Source organism: Pseudomonas sp. SR18 (genome assembly GCF_023701505.1).
GTDB lineage: Bacteria > Pseudomonadota > Gammaproteobacteria > Pseudomonadales > Pseudomonadaceae > Aquipseudomonas > Aquipseudomonas cyclaminis.
This window is the reverse complement of record NZ_JAMQAU010000015.1, coordinates 144,625-160,643: the sequence shown is the minus strand read 5'-3', so window position 1 is coordinate 160,643 and position 16,019 is coordinate 144,625. Positions and strand designations below refer to the sequence as shown.

General features: G+C 60.1%; 14 protein-coding genes. 5 read left to right on the top strand and 9 right to left on the bottom strand.

From position 1 onward, the window contains the following. Nucleotides 1–239 precede the first annotated feature (239 nt). From pdxJ to lptF, 8 genes are all read right to left on the bottom strand, one after another. Nucleotides 240–983: a pyridoxine 5'-phosphate synthase gene (gene pdxJ, locus NDJ82_RS21250; protein WP_099585007.1), complete on the bottom strand. Its 744-nt coding sequence runs from the start codon at nucleotides 981–983 to the stop codon at nucleotides 240–242. A 51-nt stretch (nucleotides 984–1,034) separates the two neighbouring features. Continuing rightward, nucleotides 1,035–1,724, bottom strand: a complete 690-nt coding sequence (recO, locus tag NDJ82_RS21245; protein ID WP_158878100.1) for a DNA repair protein RecO — start codon at nucleotides 1,722–1,724, stop codon at nucleotides 1,035–1,037. A 151-nt stretch (nucleotides 1,725–1,875) separates the two neighbouring features. Beyond that, on the bottom strand, nucleotides 1,876–2,778 hold the full coding sequence (gene era / locus NDJ82_RS21240; protein ID WP_043204836.1) for a GTPase Era: 903 nt from the start codon (nucleotides 2,776–2,778) through the stop codon (nucleotides 1,876–1,878). Beyond that, a complete protein-coding gene (gene rnc, locus NDJ82_RS21235) occupies nucleotides 2,771–3,460 on the bottom strand; it encodes a ribonuclease III (protein WP_032886446.1) in 690 nt (229 codons plus the stop codon). The genes era and rnc overlap by 8 nt, the downstream gene beginning before the upstream one ends. 161 nt (nucleotides 3,461–3,621) lie before the next feature. Continuing rightward, on the bottom strand, nucleotides 3,622–4,476 hold the full coding sequence (gene lepB / locus NDJ82_RS21230; RefSeq protein ID WP_099585005.1) for a signal peptidase I: 855 nt from the start codon (nucleotides 4,474–4,476) through the stop codon (nucleotides 3,622–3,624). 5 nt (nucleotides 4,477–4,481) lie between these two features. Continuing rightward, the gene (gene lepA, locus NDJ82_RS21225) at nucleotides 4,482–6,281 is read right to left on the bottom strand and encodes a translation elongation factor 4 (protein ID WP_032859966.1); all 1,800 of its coding nucleotides are present in this window, start codon (nucleotides 6,279–6,281) and stop codon (nucleotides 4,482–4,484) included. Between the two features lie 151 nt (nucleotides 6,282–6,432). Then, entirely contained in the window at nucleotides 6,433–7,512 is a 1,080-nt protein-coding gene (gene lptG / locus NDJ82_RS21220) for an LPS export ABC transporter permease LptG (RefSeq protein WP_099585004.1), read from the bottom strand. After that, the gene (gene lptF, locus NDJ82_RS21215; protein ID WP_099585003.1) at nucleotides 7,505–8,623 is read right to left on the bottom strand and encodes an LPS export ABC transporter permease LptF; all 1,119 of its coding nucleotides are present in this window, start codon (nucleotides 8,621–8,623) and stop codon (nucleotides 7,505–7,507) included. Before lptF ends, lptG begins: the two co-directional genes overlap by 8 nt. 282 nt (nucleotides 8,624–8,905) lie before the next feature. On the opposite strand from lptF, the gene NDJ82_RS21210 reads away from it, so the two are divergent. The 5 genes from NDJ82_RS21210 to rlmF all read left to right on the top strand — a co-directional run bounded on the left by NDJ82_RS21210 (nucleotide 8,906) and on the right by rlmF (nucleotide 15,527). Beyond that, nucleotides 8,906–10,396 (top strand): leucyl aminopeptidase, encoded by a 1,491-nt coding sequence (locus tag NDJ82_RS21210; RefSeq protein ID WP_112193625.1) that lies wholly within the window; start codon nucleotides 8,906–8,908, stop codon nucleotides 10,394–10,396. A gap of 51 nt (nucleotides 10,397–10,447) precedes the next feature. Then, entirely contained in the window at nucleotides 10,448–10,876 is a 429-nt protein-coding gene (locus NDJ82_RS21205; RefSeq protein ID WP_099585001.1) for a DNA polymerase III subunit chi, read from the top strand. 7 nt (nucleotides 10,877–10,883) lie between these two features. After that, nucleotides 10,884–11,273, top strand: a complete 390-nt coding sequence (locus tag NDJ82_RS21200; RefSeq protein ID WP_099585000.1) for a DNA polymerase III subunit chi — start codon at nucleotides 10,884–10,886, stop codon at nucleotides 11,271–11,273. A 149-nt stretch (nucleotides 11,274–11,422) separates the two neighbouring features. After that, nucleotides 11,423–14,269, top strand: coding sequence for a valine--tRNA ligase (locus NDJ82_RS21195; protein WP_250926239.1), 2,847 nt, complete (start codon nucleotides 11,423–11,425; stop codon nucleotides 14,267–14,269). Between the two features lie 238 nt (nucleotides 14,270–14,507). Beyond that, nucleotides 14,508–15,527 (top strand): 23S rRNA (adenine(1618)-N(6))-methyltransferase RlmF, encoded by a 1,020-nt coding sequence (rlmF, locus tag NDJ82_RS21190; protein WP_112193619.1) that lies wholly within the window; start codon nucleotides 14,508–14,510, stop codon nucleotides 15,525–15,527. 61 nt (nucleotides 15,528–15,588) lie between these two features. Here the strand turns inward: rlmF and NDJ82_RS21185 are convergent, their stop codons facing one another. Then, nucleotides 15,589–15,870, bottom strand: a complete 282-nt coding sequence (locus NDJ82_RS21185) for an HU family DNA-binding protein (RefSeq protein ID WP_099584997.1) — start codon at nucleotides 15,868–15,870, stop codon at nucleotides 15,589–15,591. Nucleotides 15,871–16,019: the final 149 nt, after the last annotated feature.

Sequence of the window (16,019 nt, the reverse complement as noted above, 5' to 3'; positions counted from 1 at the left end):
ACAGCGCTATGTCTCTCGCTACAACATCAGCAGGCCTCACAGCTATAACGACTACCGGTCGCCGGTCATGAAGGAAAGGTTGGCGGCGTGAACCGTAATCAGTGTCCAAGATTACTTGACCAGTTCAGCTTGCCCCCGATTACGGTGCATCAGATAAGAGTAGGCTGACTGACACACTGCTATCGGGGGCAAGCCCCCTCCCACATGTTGATCTCCATTGAATCTTATAGTGTGCTCGCTCAGGTCCTGGAAGCGGCCAGGATCAGGGCCTTCATCTCGGCCACTGCGCCTTTGAAACCGACGAACAGCGCGTGAGCCACCAGCGCATGACCGATGTTCAGCTCGTTGATGCCCTTGATCGCGGCAACAGCTTCCACGTTGTGGTAATGCAGGCCATGACCGGCGTTGACGATCAGGCCTTCATTGAGGCCGCAGTTCACACCGTCGATGATGCGCTGCAGTTCATCCGCCACTTCAGTCGGCGTGGTGGCATCGGCGTAACGGCCGGTGTGCAGTTCGATGGCCGGCGCGCCGACGCGACGCGACGCTTCGATCTGGCGCTCGTCGGCGTCGATGAACAGCGACACTTCACTGCCGATCTTCGACAGGCGCTCCACAGCGGCCTTGATCCGCGCTTCCTGGCCGGCCACGTCGAGGCCGCCTTCGGTGGTCAGCTCCTGGCGGGTTTCCGGGACCAGGCAGATGTGCGCCGGACGGATGCGCTCGGCAAACAGCATCATTTCTTCGGTGACGCCCATTTCGAAGTTCATGCGGGTTTGCAGCACGTCCTTGAGCAGCAGCACATCGCGTTCCTGGATGTGGCGGCGATCTTCGCGCAGGTGCACGGTGATGCCGTCGGCGCCTGCTTCTTCGGCATCCAGCGCGGCCTTGACCGGATCAGGGTAACGGGTGCCCCGGGCCTGGCGCAGGGTGGCGACGTGGTCGATGTTGACGCCAAGAAGAATGCGATTGCTGGTGGTCACGGAAGCGCTCCTGAATAGGGAAAGAAACGGTGCACAGCATACACGGGGATGTCAGGGCTTTCGAAACAACTCGCGGCTGACCAGCGGCCGTCCGCCCAGGTGCACGGCCAGGGCTTGGCGCATCAGGCGCTTGGCGGCGGACAAGGCGCCCGGCGCCGTCCAATCCGCTTCGCTCATGGCCAACAGCTCAGTGCCCTGGAACAGGCCCGGTTGCAGCAGGTAGACACGCTCAAGGCCAGCGTCGACTTGCAGGCGGTACATGCCATCGGCGGCGATGGGCGCGCCGTGCAGGTCGTTGTGAAGGTCGAAACCGTAGCCGAGGTCATCCAGCAGGCGCCATTCGAACGCACGCAACAGGGGTTCCAGAGGACGGCCTTCGGCCAGGGCCAACAGCGTGGCGGCGTAGTGATCGAAGACCGCTGGGTGCGGGTCTTCGGCGGGCAGCAGACGAATCAGCAGTTCGTTGAGGTAGAGGCCGCTGAACAACGCATCGCCGTTGAGCCAGGCCGACGTGCCGACGCTTTCCAGCCGACCGACGTTTTTCAGCTCACCCTTGCCGCGAAACTCCACATCCAACGCAACGAACGGCCGCGCCAACGTACCCGCCTTGCCCCTCGCACTGCGCAAGACTGCACGCAGGCGGCCTTGGGGCGTGAGGAAATCTACCAGCGCGCTGGTCTCGCGATAGGCGCGGCTGTGCAGGACATAGGCGAGTTGGCTGGGGGGTTGGGATTGGGACATGGGTTCTCTATCTTGAAAACAATACAAACCTAATGTGGGAGGGGGCTTGCCCCCGATGGCGGTGGTTCAGTCACTTATCTATTAACTGACCCACCGCTATCGGGGGCAAGCCCCCTCCCACATTTTTCAGCCCTGTGGTGCTTTCAAGTCCTTACAGGTCGCCGTAGCCCAGGGAGCGCAGTGCACGCTCGTCATCGGACCAGCCGCCTTTCACCTTCACCCACAGGTTGAGCATGATCTTGGAATCGAACAGCAATTCCATGTCTTTGCGCGCTTCGGTGCCGATGCGCTTGATGCGCTCGCCCTTGTCACCAATGATGATTTTCTTCTGGCCGTCACGTTCGACGAGGATCAGCGCATGGATATGCAAGGTCTTGCCCTGCTGCTTGAACTCTTCGATTTCGACGGTGATCTGGTACGGCAGTTCGGCGCCCATCTGGCGCATGATTTTCTCGCGCACCAGTTCGGCGGCGAGGAAGCGGCTGCTGCGGTCGGTGATCTGGTCTTCCGGAAAGAAGTGCTCGTTCTCCGGCAGGTAGCCGGCGATCACGCGCTCCAAGGCTTCGAGGTTGTGACCGTGCTGGGCCGAGATCGGCATGATCTGGGCGTTCGGCAATTGTTCCTGCAACCAGGTCAGGTGTGGCATCAACTCGGCTTTGTCTTCGATGCGGTCGGTCTTGTTCAACGCGACGATCAATGGCCCGGTGACGTACTGCACGCGCTCAAGGACCATCTGGTCTTCGTCAGTCCACTTGGTGCGGTCGACCACGAAGATCACCACGTCGACGTCTTTCAACGCCGCCGAAGCGGTCTTGTTCATGTAGCGGTTCAGGGCTTTCTCGCCGCCTTTGTGCATACCAGGGGTGTCGACGTAGACCGCTTGCACGGTGCCTTCGGTCTTGATGCCCAGCATGTTGTGGCGAGTGGTCTGTGGCTTGCGCGAGGTGATCGCGAGCTTCTGGCCGAGGATGTGGTTGAGCAGCGTGGACTTGCCCACGTTCGGGCGGCCAACGATGGCAACATAGCCACAGCGTGTTGCGGTTGAATCAGTCATGGCCATTCTCCACGCCCAGGGCAATCAGTGCTGCAGCGGCCGCTACCTGTTCGGCAATACGACGGCTCACACCCTGACCTCGGCTTTTTTCATTCAGTAAGGTGATTTCACATTCCACGAAGAATACGCGGCAATGGGGCTCACCCTGGATATCCACCACTTCGTAGCGTGGCAGTTCGCAACCACGGGACTGCAGGTATTCCTGCAGGCGGGTCTTGGGATCTTTGTTGGTGTCGACCAGCGTGAGGCTTTCAATCTCCGAAGCCAGCCAGGCGACCACGCGCTCCTTGGCCGTTTCCATCCCTGCATCGAGGTAGATCGCACCGATCAACGCTTCGAGGGCATCGGCCAGGATCGACTCGCGACGGAAGCCGCCGCTTTTCAATTCGCCGGACCCCAGGCGCAGGTACTCACCCAGGCCGAAACCACGGGCCAGTACGGCAAGGGTCTCACCTTTTACCAGGCGCGCACGCAAGCGCGACAGTTGGCCTTCGCGCGCTTGGGGGAAGCGTTCGAACAGCGCCTCACCGGCGGCGAAATTGAGAATGGCATCACCGAGGAATTCCAGGCGCTCGTTATTACGCCCTGCAAAGCTGCGGTGTGTGAGGGCAAGGATCATCAATTCCTGATCCTTGAAGGTGTAGCCGAGCTGGCGCTCTAAACGACTTAGCGAAACGGTCACGGTTTATCCATACCTAGTTGCTGCATATCTAGTGGGTTGCACCGGCGGCCATCGACGATTGACGCAGTGTTCAAATTCACATCCTGATGGTTACAGCCTGGAGCCGGAATTGTCCAAGCCCCAGAAAAGCAGTCGGCGCTGTGTTCACAGCGCCGCTTGTATTACTTGATCAGCCCGACCCGCGAGAAATTCGGCAGGTGGCTGAGCTTGGGTTCCGGCCAGCTCATCCAGACCGCGAAGGCCTTGCCGACGATATTCTGGTCGGGAACCATGCCCAGCAGCTCCTTGGGAATGCTCGGGTCATCCCAGTAGCGACTGTCATTGGAGTTGTCACGGTTGTCGCCCATCATGAAATAGTGCCCGGCCGGCACTTTCCACTCGCCGTCAGGCATGGCGCGGTAGCGGCTCATTTCCTTGCGGATTTCGTGCTCTACCGCACCGAGTTTTTCCTGGTACAGCTCGGCGCTGCCCAGGCTGTTCGGTTCGGAACCGAGCAGTTTCTCGGACACCGACTCGCCATTGATCAACAGACGCTTGTCGCTGGTATAGCGAATCACGTCGCCCGGCAGGCCCACCACACGCTTGATGTAGTTGACGTTCGGGTCGCTCGGATAGCGGAACACCATCACATCGCCGCGCTGCGGATCACCGACTTCAATGACCTTCTTGTCGATCACCGGCAGGCGAATCCCGTAGGAAAACTTGTTCACCAGGATGAAGTCGCCCACGTCCAGGGTAGGTTTCATCGACCCCGAAGGGATCTGAAACGGCTCCACCAGGAACGAACGCAGCACCAGCACGATGAACAACACCGGGAAGAACGACTTGCCGTATTCAACCAGCAAAGGCTCTTTGTTCAGTTTCTCGATCACCACGCCATCGGGCTGGCTGACGCTGCCCTGATAGGACGCGATAGCCGCCCGCCGACGCGGGGCGAAGAACACCAGATCGAGCAACGCCAGGAGACCGCAAACGGCAACGGCGATGACCAGCAACAGCGGGAAATTTAGCGACATAGGACCTAACTATCCAACCTGAGCACCGCAAGGAAGGCTTCTTGTGGAATTTCCACGTTGCCCACTTGCTTCATGCGTTTTTTACCGGCCTTTTGCTTCTCAAGCAGCTTGCGCTTACGGCTTACGTCGCCGCCGTAGCATTTGGCCAGTACGTTCTTTCTGAGAGCCTTGACAGAGGTCCGTGCAATGATCTGCCCGCCAATGGCGGCCTGGATCGCGACGTCGAACATCTGGCGCGGAATCAGTTCTTTCATCTTCTCGGTCAGTTGGCGACCTTTGTAGTGCGCGTTGTCCTTGTGCACGATGAGTGCCAGGGCATCGACCTTGTCGCCGTTGATCAACACATCCAGTTTCACCAGATTCGCCGATTGGTACCGGTCGAAATGGTAATCCAGGGAAGCATAGCCGCGACTGGTGGATTTGAGACGGTCGAAGAAGTCCAGGACCACTTCGTTCATCGGCAAATCGTAGGTCACTTGCACCTGGGTACCGAGGAACAACATGTCGTGCTGCACGCCACGCTTTTCGATACACAGGGTAATGACGTTGCCCAGGTGTTCCTGCGGCACCAGGATATTGGCGCGCACGATCGGCTCGCGCATGTCTTCGATGGAAGACAGGTCTGGGAGCTTGGACGGGTTGTCGACGTAAATCGTTTCACCGGTTTTCAACAACAGCTCAAAAATAACCGTTGGCGCGGTGGTGATCAGGTCCAGGTCGTATTCGCGCTCAAGGCGCTCCTGGATGATTTCCATGTGCAGCATGCCGAGGAAGCCGCAACGGAAGCCGAAGCCCAGGGCGTCGGAGCTTTCCGGGGTGTACTGCAACGACGAGTCGTTGAGGGTCAGCTTCTGCAGGGCTTCGCGGAAGTCTTCGAAGTCATCGGAACTGACTGGGAACAGACCGGCGTAAACCTGCGGCTGGATGCGTTTGAAGCCCGGCAGCACGTCAACGTCAGGGGTAGAGCTCAAGGTCAGGGTGTCACCGACCGGTGCACCGTGAATGTCCTTGATACCGGCGATGATGAAGCCTACTTCACCGGCTTTCAGATCAGTGGTGGCGGTGTGTTTCGGGTTGAATACACCGACGCTGTCCACCAGGTGGATCTTGCCGGTGGACTTGACCAGGATCTTGTCGCCCTTCTTCACACGGCCGTGGCGCACACGTACCAGGGAGACAACCCCCAGGTAGTTGTCGAACCAGGAGTCGATGATCAACGCTTGCAGCGGATCTTCGTAGTTGCCGGTGGGGGCGGGGATGGTCTTGACCAGGCGTTCGAGCACTTCGTCGACGCCCAGGCCGGTCTTGGCGCTGCACTCGACGGCGTCGGTGGCGTCAATGCCGATGATTTTTTCGATTTCTTCTTTTACCCGGTCCGGATCGGCCTGCGGCAGGTCGATCTTGTTCAGCACCGGCATGACTTCCAGGCCTTGCTCGATGGCGGTGTAGCAGTTGGCCACGGACTGGGCTTCAACGCCCTGGCCCGCGTCCACCACCAGCAGCGCACCTTCGCAGGCCGCCAGGGAGCGGCTGACTTCGTAGGTAAAGTCAACGTGGCCCGGGGTATCGATGAAGTTCAGTTGGTACTTGATACCGTCTTTGGCGGTGTAGTACAGGGTAACGCTGTGGGCCTTGATGGTGATCCCGCGCTCGCGTTCGAGGTCCATGGAGTCCAGTACCTGGGCTTCCATTTCACGCTCGGCAAGGCCGCCGCACATCTGGATGAATCGATCGGCCAGCGTCGACTTACCATGGTCAATGTGGGCGATGATGGAGAAATTGCGGATATGACTCAAATCACTCACGGATCAACACTCAAAAAGGCTGCAGGCAGATTGCCCGCTGAAAAATAGCCGGGAATTGTACCTGAAGCTTCAGCCAGACGTCATCTTTGCTGACCAGAACAAAAATGCCCCACTCATTCGAGCGGGGCATTTTTTGTGCATAAGCGCGGTATCAACCGGCTCGGCGCAGCAGCCAGAACCCGGCCAGGGCGCAGATGGCGGTCGGCACCAGCACCGCAAACAGCGGCGAGAAACCGAACACAAGGCTCGACGGACCGAGCAGATCCTGGGCAATCCGGAAGGTAAAGCCCACCAGCACACCGGTAAATACACGCTGACCCAGGGTCACGGAGCGCAATGGACCGAAGATGAACGAGATCGCCATCAACACCAGCGCGGCAGTCACCACCGGCTGCAACACCTTGACCCAAAACGCCAGCCAGTAGCGGCCGTTGTTCAGCCCTTGCTCCTTCAGGTAGTGGATGTAACTCCACAATCCGGAGATCGGCAGGCTTTCGGGGATCATCACCACGGTATTGAGCAATTGCGGTTTAAGTGCAATGTCCCACTCTTCACTTGGCACATTGATCACTTCGGTGCTGGCCTTGGTGCCTTGGCCGACATTGCGAAAGTGCGTAGTGGTGATATCCGTCAGTTGCCATTTTTCGCCGCTGTACTGTGCACGTTTGGCGAAGCTGGACGACAGCATGTGGCGTTCTTTATCGAAGGTGTAGCGCGTCACACCGATCAACAGGCCGCCCGGCTGCACGGCGTTGATGTGGATGAACTCATCACCCTGGCGGTGCCACAGGCCATGCTTGGCGCTTTGTGCATCGCCCGAACCCTGGGCCAGAGCGCGATTGGCCTGGGCAGTGGTTTCAGCCGGCGGTGCGACGTATTCACCGATCAGTACGCTGCACAGCATCAGCAGCAGCATGGGCTTCATCACCGCCCAGACGATACGACCGATGGACACCCCGGCGGCACGCATGATGGTCAGTTCGCTGTTGCTGGCCAGGCTGCCCAGGCCGATCAGGCAGCCGATCAGCGCGGCCATCGGCATCATGTCGTAGAGACGACGCGGCGCGGTAAGTGCCACGTAACTCAGCACATCCCACACGGTGTAGGTGTCGCTGACGTTGCCCACTTCATCGATGAAGGCGAACAACGAGGCCAGCCCGAGGATGATGCCCAGTACCGCCAGGATGGCGATCAGGACGCTGCTACCTATATAGCGATCGAGCTTAGCCACGAGCCAACTCCTTCTGGCCACGACGGCTCAACATTTTCAAACGGATAGGCTCCCAGTACAGCAGGCCCAGGCCGATCACCAGGAAGATCCCATGCACCCACCACAACCCCAGGGTCGGCGACAGCTTGCCTTTCTCCAGGGAGCCGCGGGCGGAAATCAGGATGGTGAGGTAAGCCATGTACAGCAGGATCGCCGGCAACAGCTTGAGGAAGCGGCCCTGGCGCGGGTTGACGCGAGACAGCGGCACGGCCATCAGGGTCACGATAAACACCAGCAAAGGCAGGGAAATACGCCATTGCAGCTCGGCGATGGAGCGCAGCTCCTGGCTACCGAGCAGCTCCGTCGTAGGAATGGCGTCGCGGTCGGTCACCTCGTCGCTGACATCCGGACGGGCGAGCAACACGCCGTAGGTGTCGTACTTGATAGCCCGGTAATCGGCCTGGCCAGGGCTGCCGTCATAGCGATAGCCGTTTTCCAGGATCAGGTAGCGGCTGCCGTCCGGCCTTATGTCCTGGCGACCTGACTCGGCGACCAGCACCGAGATACCCCGGTCTTTCTTGTCCTGACCCAGGCGTTTCTCGGAGATGAATACCCCGCCCAGGTTGGCGCGGTCTTCGGTCATGGTTTCGGTGTAGGTGACCCGCGTGCCGTCATTGAGTGCCTGGAAGCGGCCCGGTTCGAGGGTGTCGAACTCGGTCATCGCGTCCTGCTTGTTCAGCACCAGCTGGAACTGCATGGCGCCCTGGGGGGCCAGGCTCAGGCTCAGCCAGGCGACGATCAACGCGACGCCCGCGGCCGGGATCATAGTCATGCCGAGCAGGCGCTGCTGGCTCATGCCGGTGGCCGAGAGCACGGTCATTTCGCTTTCGAGGTACAGGCGGCCGTAGGCCAGCAGGATCCCGAGGAACAGGCCCAGTGGCAGGATCAGTTGCAGGAACCCTGGCAGGCGAAAGCCCATGATCAGGAACAACGAACCTGGATCCAGGGCGCCGGAAGCAGCCTGGGCCAGGTATTTGACGAAACGACCACTCATGATGATGACCAGCAGGACCGCACTCACGGCACTCAGGGTCAACAGGACTTCGCGGGACAGATAACGGAAGACAATCAAACCAGACACTCCAGGGTTGTCAGGCTAAGGCGGCCAAACAAGCAGCATACCGAGTCAGCCCCTTACACAGGGCCGGCTAAAAAGATGGCGCATTATCCTGTGATTGACCGCGCCTGTCACTGCGCAACCTCACGCACACCTACAAAGCGTGCGCCAAGGGTTGTCAGGCTCCGTCGGCGAGGTTCAAACTGCGGCCTTTGTCGCTGGCGGTTTACGTAACTGCCACGCTTTAAAGCCTGGAGACAGAACCCAGGCTCTCAGACCTTTATAAGGGACCCGAAAATGGAATTGGTTGTAAAAAGCGTTAGCCCCGAAACGTTGAAAACCGCCACCCTCGTGGTCGCCATTGGCGAAGGCCGCAAGCTCGGCGTGGCCGCCAAGCAACTCGACGAACTCAGCGGCGGCGCCATCAGCGCAGTGCTCAAGCGCGGCGACCTGGCCGGCAAAGTCGGCCAGAGCCTGCTGCTGCAGAGCCTGCCTAACCTCAAGGCCGACCGCGTATTGCTGGTCGGCGTGGGCAAGGATGCCGAATTGGGCGACCGCCCTTTCCGCAAGATCATCAGCAGCATCCTCGGCACCCTCAAGGGCCTGGGGGGTGGCGACGCCACACTGGCCCTCGACGAAATCGTGGTCAAAGGCCGCGACAGCTACGGCAAGACCCGCCTGCTGGCCGAAACCCTGGTGGACGGCGGCTATATCTTCGACCAGTTCAAGAGTCAGAAAGCCGAACCCCGCGCCCTGAAGAAAATCACCCTGCTGACCATCAAGGCCGCGCAGGCTGAAGTCCAGCGCGCCGTGACCCACGCCACCGCAATTGCCAACGGTATGTCGTTTACCCGTGACCTGGGCAACCTGCCGCCGAATATCTGCCACCCAACCTTCCTGGGCGAGCAGGCCAAGGCATTGGGCAAAGAGTTCAAGGGCCTGAAAGTCGAAGTACTGGACGAGAAAAAGATCAAGGAACTGGGCATGGGCTCGTTCTATGCCGTGGGCCAGGGCAGCGACCAGCCACCCCGCCTGATCGTGATGCAGTACAACGGCGGCAAGAAGTCCGAGAAGCCTTACGCCCTGGTCGGCAAAGGCATCACGTTCGACACCGGCGGCATCAGCCTCAAGCCGGGCGCCGGCATGGATGAGATGAAGTACGACATGGGCGGCGCCGCGAGCGTGTTCGGCACCCTGCGTGCCGTGTTGGAACTCAAGCTGCCGATCAACCTGGTGTGCATCCTGGCCTGCGCCGAGAACATGCCGAGCGGCGGCGCTGCACGCCCAGGTGACATCGTCACCACCATGAGCGGCCAGACCGTCGAGATCCTCAACACCGACGCCGAAGGCCGCCTGGTGCTGTGCGACGCACTGACCTACGCCGAGCGCTTCAAGCCGCAAGCCGTGATCGACATCGCCACCCTGACCGGTGCGTGCATTGTTGCCCTGGGCTCCCACACATCGGGCCTGCTGGGCAACAGCGACGAATTGATCGAGCAACTGCTCAGCGCCGGCAAGGCTGCCGACGACCGCGCCTGGCAACTGCCGCTGTTCGATGAGTACCAGGAACAGCTGGACAGCCCGTTCGCCGACATCGCCAACATCGGCGGCCCGAAAGCCGGCACGATCACGGCGGCCTGCTTCCTGTCGCGCTTTGCCAAGAACTTCAACTGGGCGCACCTGGACATCGCCGGCACCGCGTGGACCAGCGGCGGCAAGGACAAGGGCGCCACTGGCCGCCCGGTACCACTGCTGACCCAATACCTGCTGGATCGCGCCAAGGCCTGAAACTGAAGATGCCGGGGCGGCCATCACACCGCCCCGGCCTCAGGAACCGCAATGACCCAAGTCGACTTCTATATATTGCCCAGCGCCGACCCGCTCGCGCGCTTGGACTTTGCCTGCAAACTCACCGAAAAAGCCTGGCGCATGGGCCACCGCATCTACCTGCATTGCAGCGATAGCGCCCAACGCGACGAACTCGACGCCCGCCTGTGGCGCTTCAAGGGTGAAAGCTTCGTACCCCATGGCCCTGCCGAATCCGAACCCGAAGGCCTGGTAGTACTGGGTTTGGGCGACAGCTGCGGCGATCACCATGACCTGCTGGTCAACCTGGACCTTAAAGTACCGCCCTTCGCCAAGGCGTTCGCCCGTGTGGCGGAAGTGGTGGTGGAAGATCCGGCTATTCGTCAGGCCGCGCGGGAGAGTTTCCGTTTCTACCGCGAACAGGGCTATCCTTTGCAAGATCACCGGCTACAACGACTTTGAGCACACGATGGACACTTCCAACCCTGTAAAAAAAGATGACCACCTGCTGGATGACCTTGAGTCGATCCGTCAGTTGCTGGGTGATGATGGCTTGCAACCGCCGCTGCTGACCGAATCGGTCGACGGCGAGGTACAGATTCCGTTGCTATTTGACATGGTGGGCGGCAAACCCACCCCGGCCCCGGTCGAACCGCCCGTCGTAGCCGCTGCACCCGTTGCGGCCGCCGCCGAGAAAACGCCTGACGCCCTGCTGCTGCACCTGGACAACGAACTGCGCGCCGCCGCGCAATTGATCATGCAAGACGTGATCGACGACTTTGCCCCGCACATCGAAACCGAGATCAAGCGCCGGATGGATGCGCGCATGGAGCGGTTGCTCAGCCAATACCAGTCCTAAGCCACACAGAGATCCAATGTGGGAGGGGCAAGCCCCCTCCCACATTTGCCCCCATACACCTCAAGCCCGTCTTCGCCTCGCCCTGCGCCCTATCCCCCGTTATACTTGCCGGCTTTCCTGAATAAATGCCAACTAGGGTCCCGCCGCGCATGGATAAGACCTACCAGCCGCACGCTATTGAAACTTCCTGGTACAACACCTGGGAGTCCGAGAACTATTTCGCTCCGCAAGGTGCGGGCGAGTCCTACACCATCATGATTCCGCCACCGAACGTCACTGGCAGCCTGCACATGGGCCATGGCTTCAACAATGCGATCATGGATGCGTTGATCCGTTTCCGCCGCATGCAGGGCCGCAATACCCTGTGGCAACCAGGCACCGACCACGCGGGTATCGCCACCCAGATGCTGGTCGAGCGTCAACTCGAAGCCACCGGCCAGAGCCGCCACGACCTGGGTCGTGAGAAATTCCTGGAAAAAATCTGGGAATGGAAAGACCAGTCCGGTGGCAATATCAGCCGTCAGATCCGTCGCCTGGGTTCGTCCGTCGACTGGAGCCGCGAGCGCTTCACCATGGATGACGGCCTGTCCGAGTCCGTGAAAGAAGCCTTTGTGCGCCTGCATGAAGACGGCCTGATCTACCGCGGCAAGCGCCTTGTCAACTGGGACACCAAGTTGCACACGGCGATTTCCGATCTCGAAGTGGAAAACCACGACGAAAAAGGCTTCCTGTGGAACCTCAAGTACCCGCTGGCCGACGGCGCCAAGACCGCTGAAGGCAACGACTACCTGATCGTCGCCACCACCCGTCCGGAAACCATGCTTGGCGACGCCGCTGTCGCGGTTAACCCGAAGGACGAACGCTACCAGGCACTGATCGGCAAGTTCGTTGACCTGCCATTGGTTGGCCGTCGCATACCGATCATCGCGGACGACTACTGCGACCCTGAATTCGGCACCGGCTGCGTGAAAATCACCCCGGCCCACGATTTCAACGACTACGAAGTCGGCAAGCGCCACAACCTGCCGCTGCTGAACATCTTCGACAAGAATGCCGCCGTACTGCCGGCCTGCCAGGTGTTCAACCTGGATGGCACGCTGAACGACAGCATCGACGGCAAGATCCCGACTGAATACGCCGGCCTCGACCGTTTTGAAGCACGCAAGCAGATCGTGGCCGCGTTCGACGCGGCCGGCCTGCTGGTGAGCGTTGACGACCACGGCCTGAAAGTGCCGAAAGGCGACCGTTCCGGCACCGTGATCGAGCCGTGGCTGACCGACCAGTGGTACGTGTCCACCAAGCCGCTGGCTGAACCTGCCATCGCCGCCGTGGAAGATGGTCGTATCCAGTTCGTGCCCAAACAGTACGAAAACATGTACTTCTCGTGGATGCGTGACATCCAGGATTGGTGCATCAGCCGTCAACTGTGGTGGGGCCACCGCATTCCGGCCTGGTACGACGAGTCGGGCAAGGTCTATGTAGGCCGCGACGAAGCCGAAGTGCGTGCCAAGCACAACCTCGGCCCGGACGTAGCGCTGCAACAGGACAACGATGTTCTGGACACCTGGTTCAGCTCGGGCCTGTGGACGTTCTCCACCCTGGGCTGGCCGCAGCAGACCGAATTCCTCAAGAAATTCCACTCCACCGACGTCTTGGTCACCGGTTTCGACATCATTTTCTTCTGGGTTGCCCGGATGATCATGCTGACCATGCATTTGGTGAAGAACGAGGACGGCACGCCGCAGGTTCCGTTCAAGACCGTCTACGTGCATGGCCTGGTACGTGATGGCCAGGGCCAGAAGATGTCCAAGTCCAAGGGCAACGTCCTGGACCCACTGGACATCATCGACGGCATCGACCTGGAAACCCTGGTGCAAAAGCGCACCTCGGGCCTGATGCAGCCGAAACTGGCGAAGAAGATCGAGAAGCAGACCCGCGACGAGTTCGCCGACGGTATCGCCAGCTACGGCACCGACGCCCTGCGTTTCACCTTCTGCTCGCTGGCGTCCACCGGCCGCGACATCAAGTTCGACATGGGCCGCGTCGAAGGCTATCGCAACTTCTGCAACAAGATCTGGAACGCCGCGCGCTACGTGCTGGATAAAGGCGAAGACTGCGGCCAGAACGGCGAAGCCTACGAGCTGAGCCTGGCTGACCGCTGGATCATCTCGCAGCTGCAACGCACCGAAGCCGAAGTAACCCGCCAGCTCGACCAGTTCCGTTTCGACTTGGCGGCCCAGGCCTTGTACGAGTTCATCTGGAACCAGTATTGCGACTGGTACCTGGAACTGTCCAAGCCCGTGCTGTGGGACGAAAACGCGCCGGTCGAACGCCAGCGCGGCACCCGTCGCACCCTGGTGCGTGTGCTGGAAGTGGCCCTACGCCTGGCGCATCCGTTCATGCCGTTCATCACCGAAGAAATCTGGCAGCGCCTCGCGCCGCTGGCCGGTATCGAAGGCAAGACCATCATGCTGCAGCCTTGGCCGGTGGCCAACGAAGCACGCATCGATGAAGCCGCAGAAAGCGATATCGAATGGCTCAAGACACTGATGCTTGGCACGCGCAACATCCGCGCCGAGATGAACATCGGGCCGGGCAAGCCATTGGCCGTGTTCGTGAAGAACGCCAGTGCCGAAGATCAGCGTCGCCTCAGCGAGAACGACGCGCTGCTCAAGAAGCTGGCGAAGCTGGAGTCGATCACCGTATTGGCTGACGGCGCCGAAGCACCACTGTCCGCCACCGCACTGGTCGGCGAGATGGAAGTGCTGGTGCCAATGGCCGGCCTGATCGACAAGGGCGCCGAATTGGCCCGCCTCGACAAGGAAATTGCGCGCCTGCAAGGCGAAGTGCAGCGAGTGGGCGGCAAGCTGTCCAACGCAGCGTTCGTCGACAAGGCGCCGGCTGAAGTGATCGACAAAGAACGCGCCAAACTGGCTGAAGCGGAACAGGCTTTGGGCAAGCTGGCGGAGCAACATGCGCGGATTTCCAGCCTGTAAGGCTTGAGCCGTGTGAAAAAAGAGACCTTCGAGTCTCTTTTTTTTGCCCGAAATTCCCCGGTGCCAGGCTGGCAATACACCCCATGTGGGAGGGGCTTGCCCCCGATAGCAGTGTGTCAGCAACCTACAAATTGGCGGGTACACCGCCATCGGGGGCAAGCCCCCTCCCACATTTGACCGAGTTATCCTCGGGAATGTGTGACAATGGCCGCCACTTTGAGCCAACACCAGAATCATCATGACCACCCCCAGCACGCCCAAGCCTCCACGCAAGAAGCCTAAAACCGCCGCCACTGCCAAACCCGTCGCGCCGCGCAAGGAGGCCACCCTGCACCCGCGCAACCGCCACACAGGCCGTTACGACTTCCCGGCGCTGATCAAGACCACGCCGGAACTGGCGAAATTCGTGATCCTCAACCCTTACGGCAAGGAAAGCATCGACTTCGCCAGCCCGGATGCGGTGCGGGTGTTCAACCGGGCGCTGCTCAAGTCGTTCTATGGCATCCAGCATTGGGATATCCCGCAGGACTACCTGTGCCCGCCGGTGCCGGGGCGTGCCGACTACGTGCACTTCCTCGCCGACCTGCTGGCCAGCGTCAACGACGGCAAGATTCCCCGTGGTTCCATCGTCAAGGTGCTGGACATCGGCATGGGCGCCAACTGCGTCTACCCGCTGATTGGCTACATGGAATACCGCTGGAACTTCCTCGGCTCCGAGGTTGACCCTATCGCCGTCGCGGCGGCCAAGGCCATCGTGCAGTCCAACGACCTGAGCAAGGTCATCCAGTTGCGCCAGCAAGCAAATCCCAAGCACATCCTGCTGGGCCTGCTGGAGCCGGGCGAGCGTTTTGACCTGACCATGTGCAACCCGCCGTTCCATGCGTCCATGGACGAAGCCACCAAAGGCAGCGAACGCAAGTGGCGCGCCCTGGGCAAGGCGGATCCCAAGCGCAAATTGCCGGTGCTGAACTTCGGTGGCCAGTCGGCCGAGTTGTGGTGTGAAGGTGGTGAAGCGCGTTTTGTGACGCAGTTGATCGCCGAAAGCGCGAATTTTGCTCATAAAGTGCTGTGGTTCAGCACCTTGGTGTCAAAAGCGTCGAACTTGCCCGCGATTGAAACAGCCCTGAAAAAAGCCGGCGTGCTGGAAAGCCAGGTAGTGGAAATGTCCCAGGGCCAGAAGCAAAGCCGCTTCGTGGCCTGGACCTTCCAGACCAAGAACGAGCAGCAGATCTGGCGCCAGCGCTGGGTCCGCGACTAAATCGCAGGCAACAAAAAACCGCGCCCGGATCACTCCGGAGCGCGGTTTTTTTTGCTGCGTCTTACTTGTTAACAGCGTCGGTCAGGCCTTTGGCCACAACCAGCTTGATAACTTTCTTGGCAGCGATTTCGATGGCAGCGCCAGTCGAAGGGTTACGGCCAGTACGGGCTGGACGCTCAGTCACTTTCAGTTTGCCAACGCCTGGCAGAGTGATTTCGCCGCCGTTTTCCAGCTGATCAGCAACAACTTGGCTCAGTTGGTCCAGCAGAGCGCGCACGGTAGTTTTCGGTGCGTCTACAGATTCAGCCAGGTCAGCGATCAGTTGGTCTTTAGTAATAGCCATTGTGGTGTTCCTTCCCTATCAAATTCATATGGATTGCAGAGTGCAGTGTCAGCCGTCGAGCCCGACCGTCTAGGCCTGGCACCCCAGGCTTATAACCTCGGAGAACGGGGTTATAGATGCTTGAAACGGGGATTGGTTCGACCTGACAG

Coding starts and splice junctions, on each gene's coding strand:
- NDJ82_RS21205 (WP_099585001.1), top strand. CDS start 10,448: ATGACCCAAGTCGACTTCTATATATTGCCCAGCGCCGACCCGCTCGCG.
- recO (WP_158878100.1), bottom strand. CDS start 1,724: ATGTCCCAATCCCAACCCCCCAGCCAACTCGCCTATGTCCTGCACAGC.
- NDJ82_RS21200 (WP_099585000.1), top strand. CDS start 10,884: ATGGACACTTCCAACCCTGTAAAAAAAGATGACCACCTGCTGGATGAC.
- rlmF (WP_112193619.1), top strand. CDS start 14,508: ATGACCACCCCCAGCACGCCCAAGCCTCCACGCAAGAAGCCTAAAACC.
- era (WP_043204836.1), bottom strand. CDS start 2,778: ATGACTGATTCAACCGCAACACGCTGTGGCTATGTTGCCATCGTTGGC.
- lepB (WP_099585005.1), bottom strand. CDS start 4,476: ATGTCGCTAAATTTCCCGCTGTTGCTGGTCATCGCCGTTGCCGTTTGC.
- NDJ82_RS21185 (WP_099584997.1), bottom strand. CDS start 15,870: ATGGCTATTACTAAAGACCAACTGATCGCTGACCTGGCTGAATCTGTA.
- NDJ82_RS21195 (WP_250926239.1), top strand. CDS start 11,423: ATGGATAAGACCTACCAGCCGCACGCTATTGAAACTTCCTGGTACAAC.
- NDJ82_RS21210 (WP_112193625.1), top strand. CDS start 8,906: ATGGAATTGGTTGTAAAAAGCGTTAGCCCCGAAACGTTGAAAACCGCC.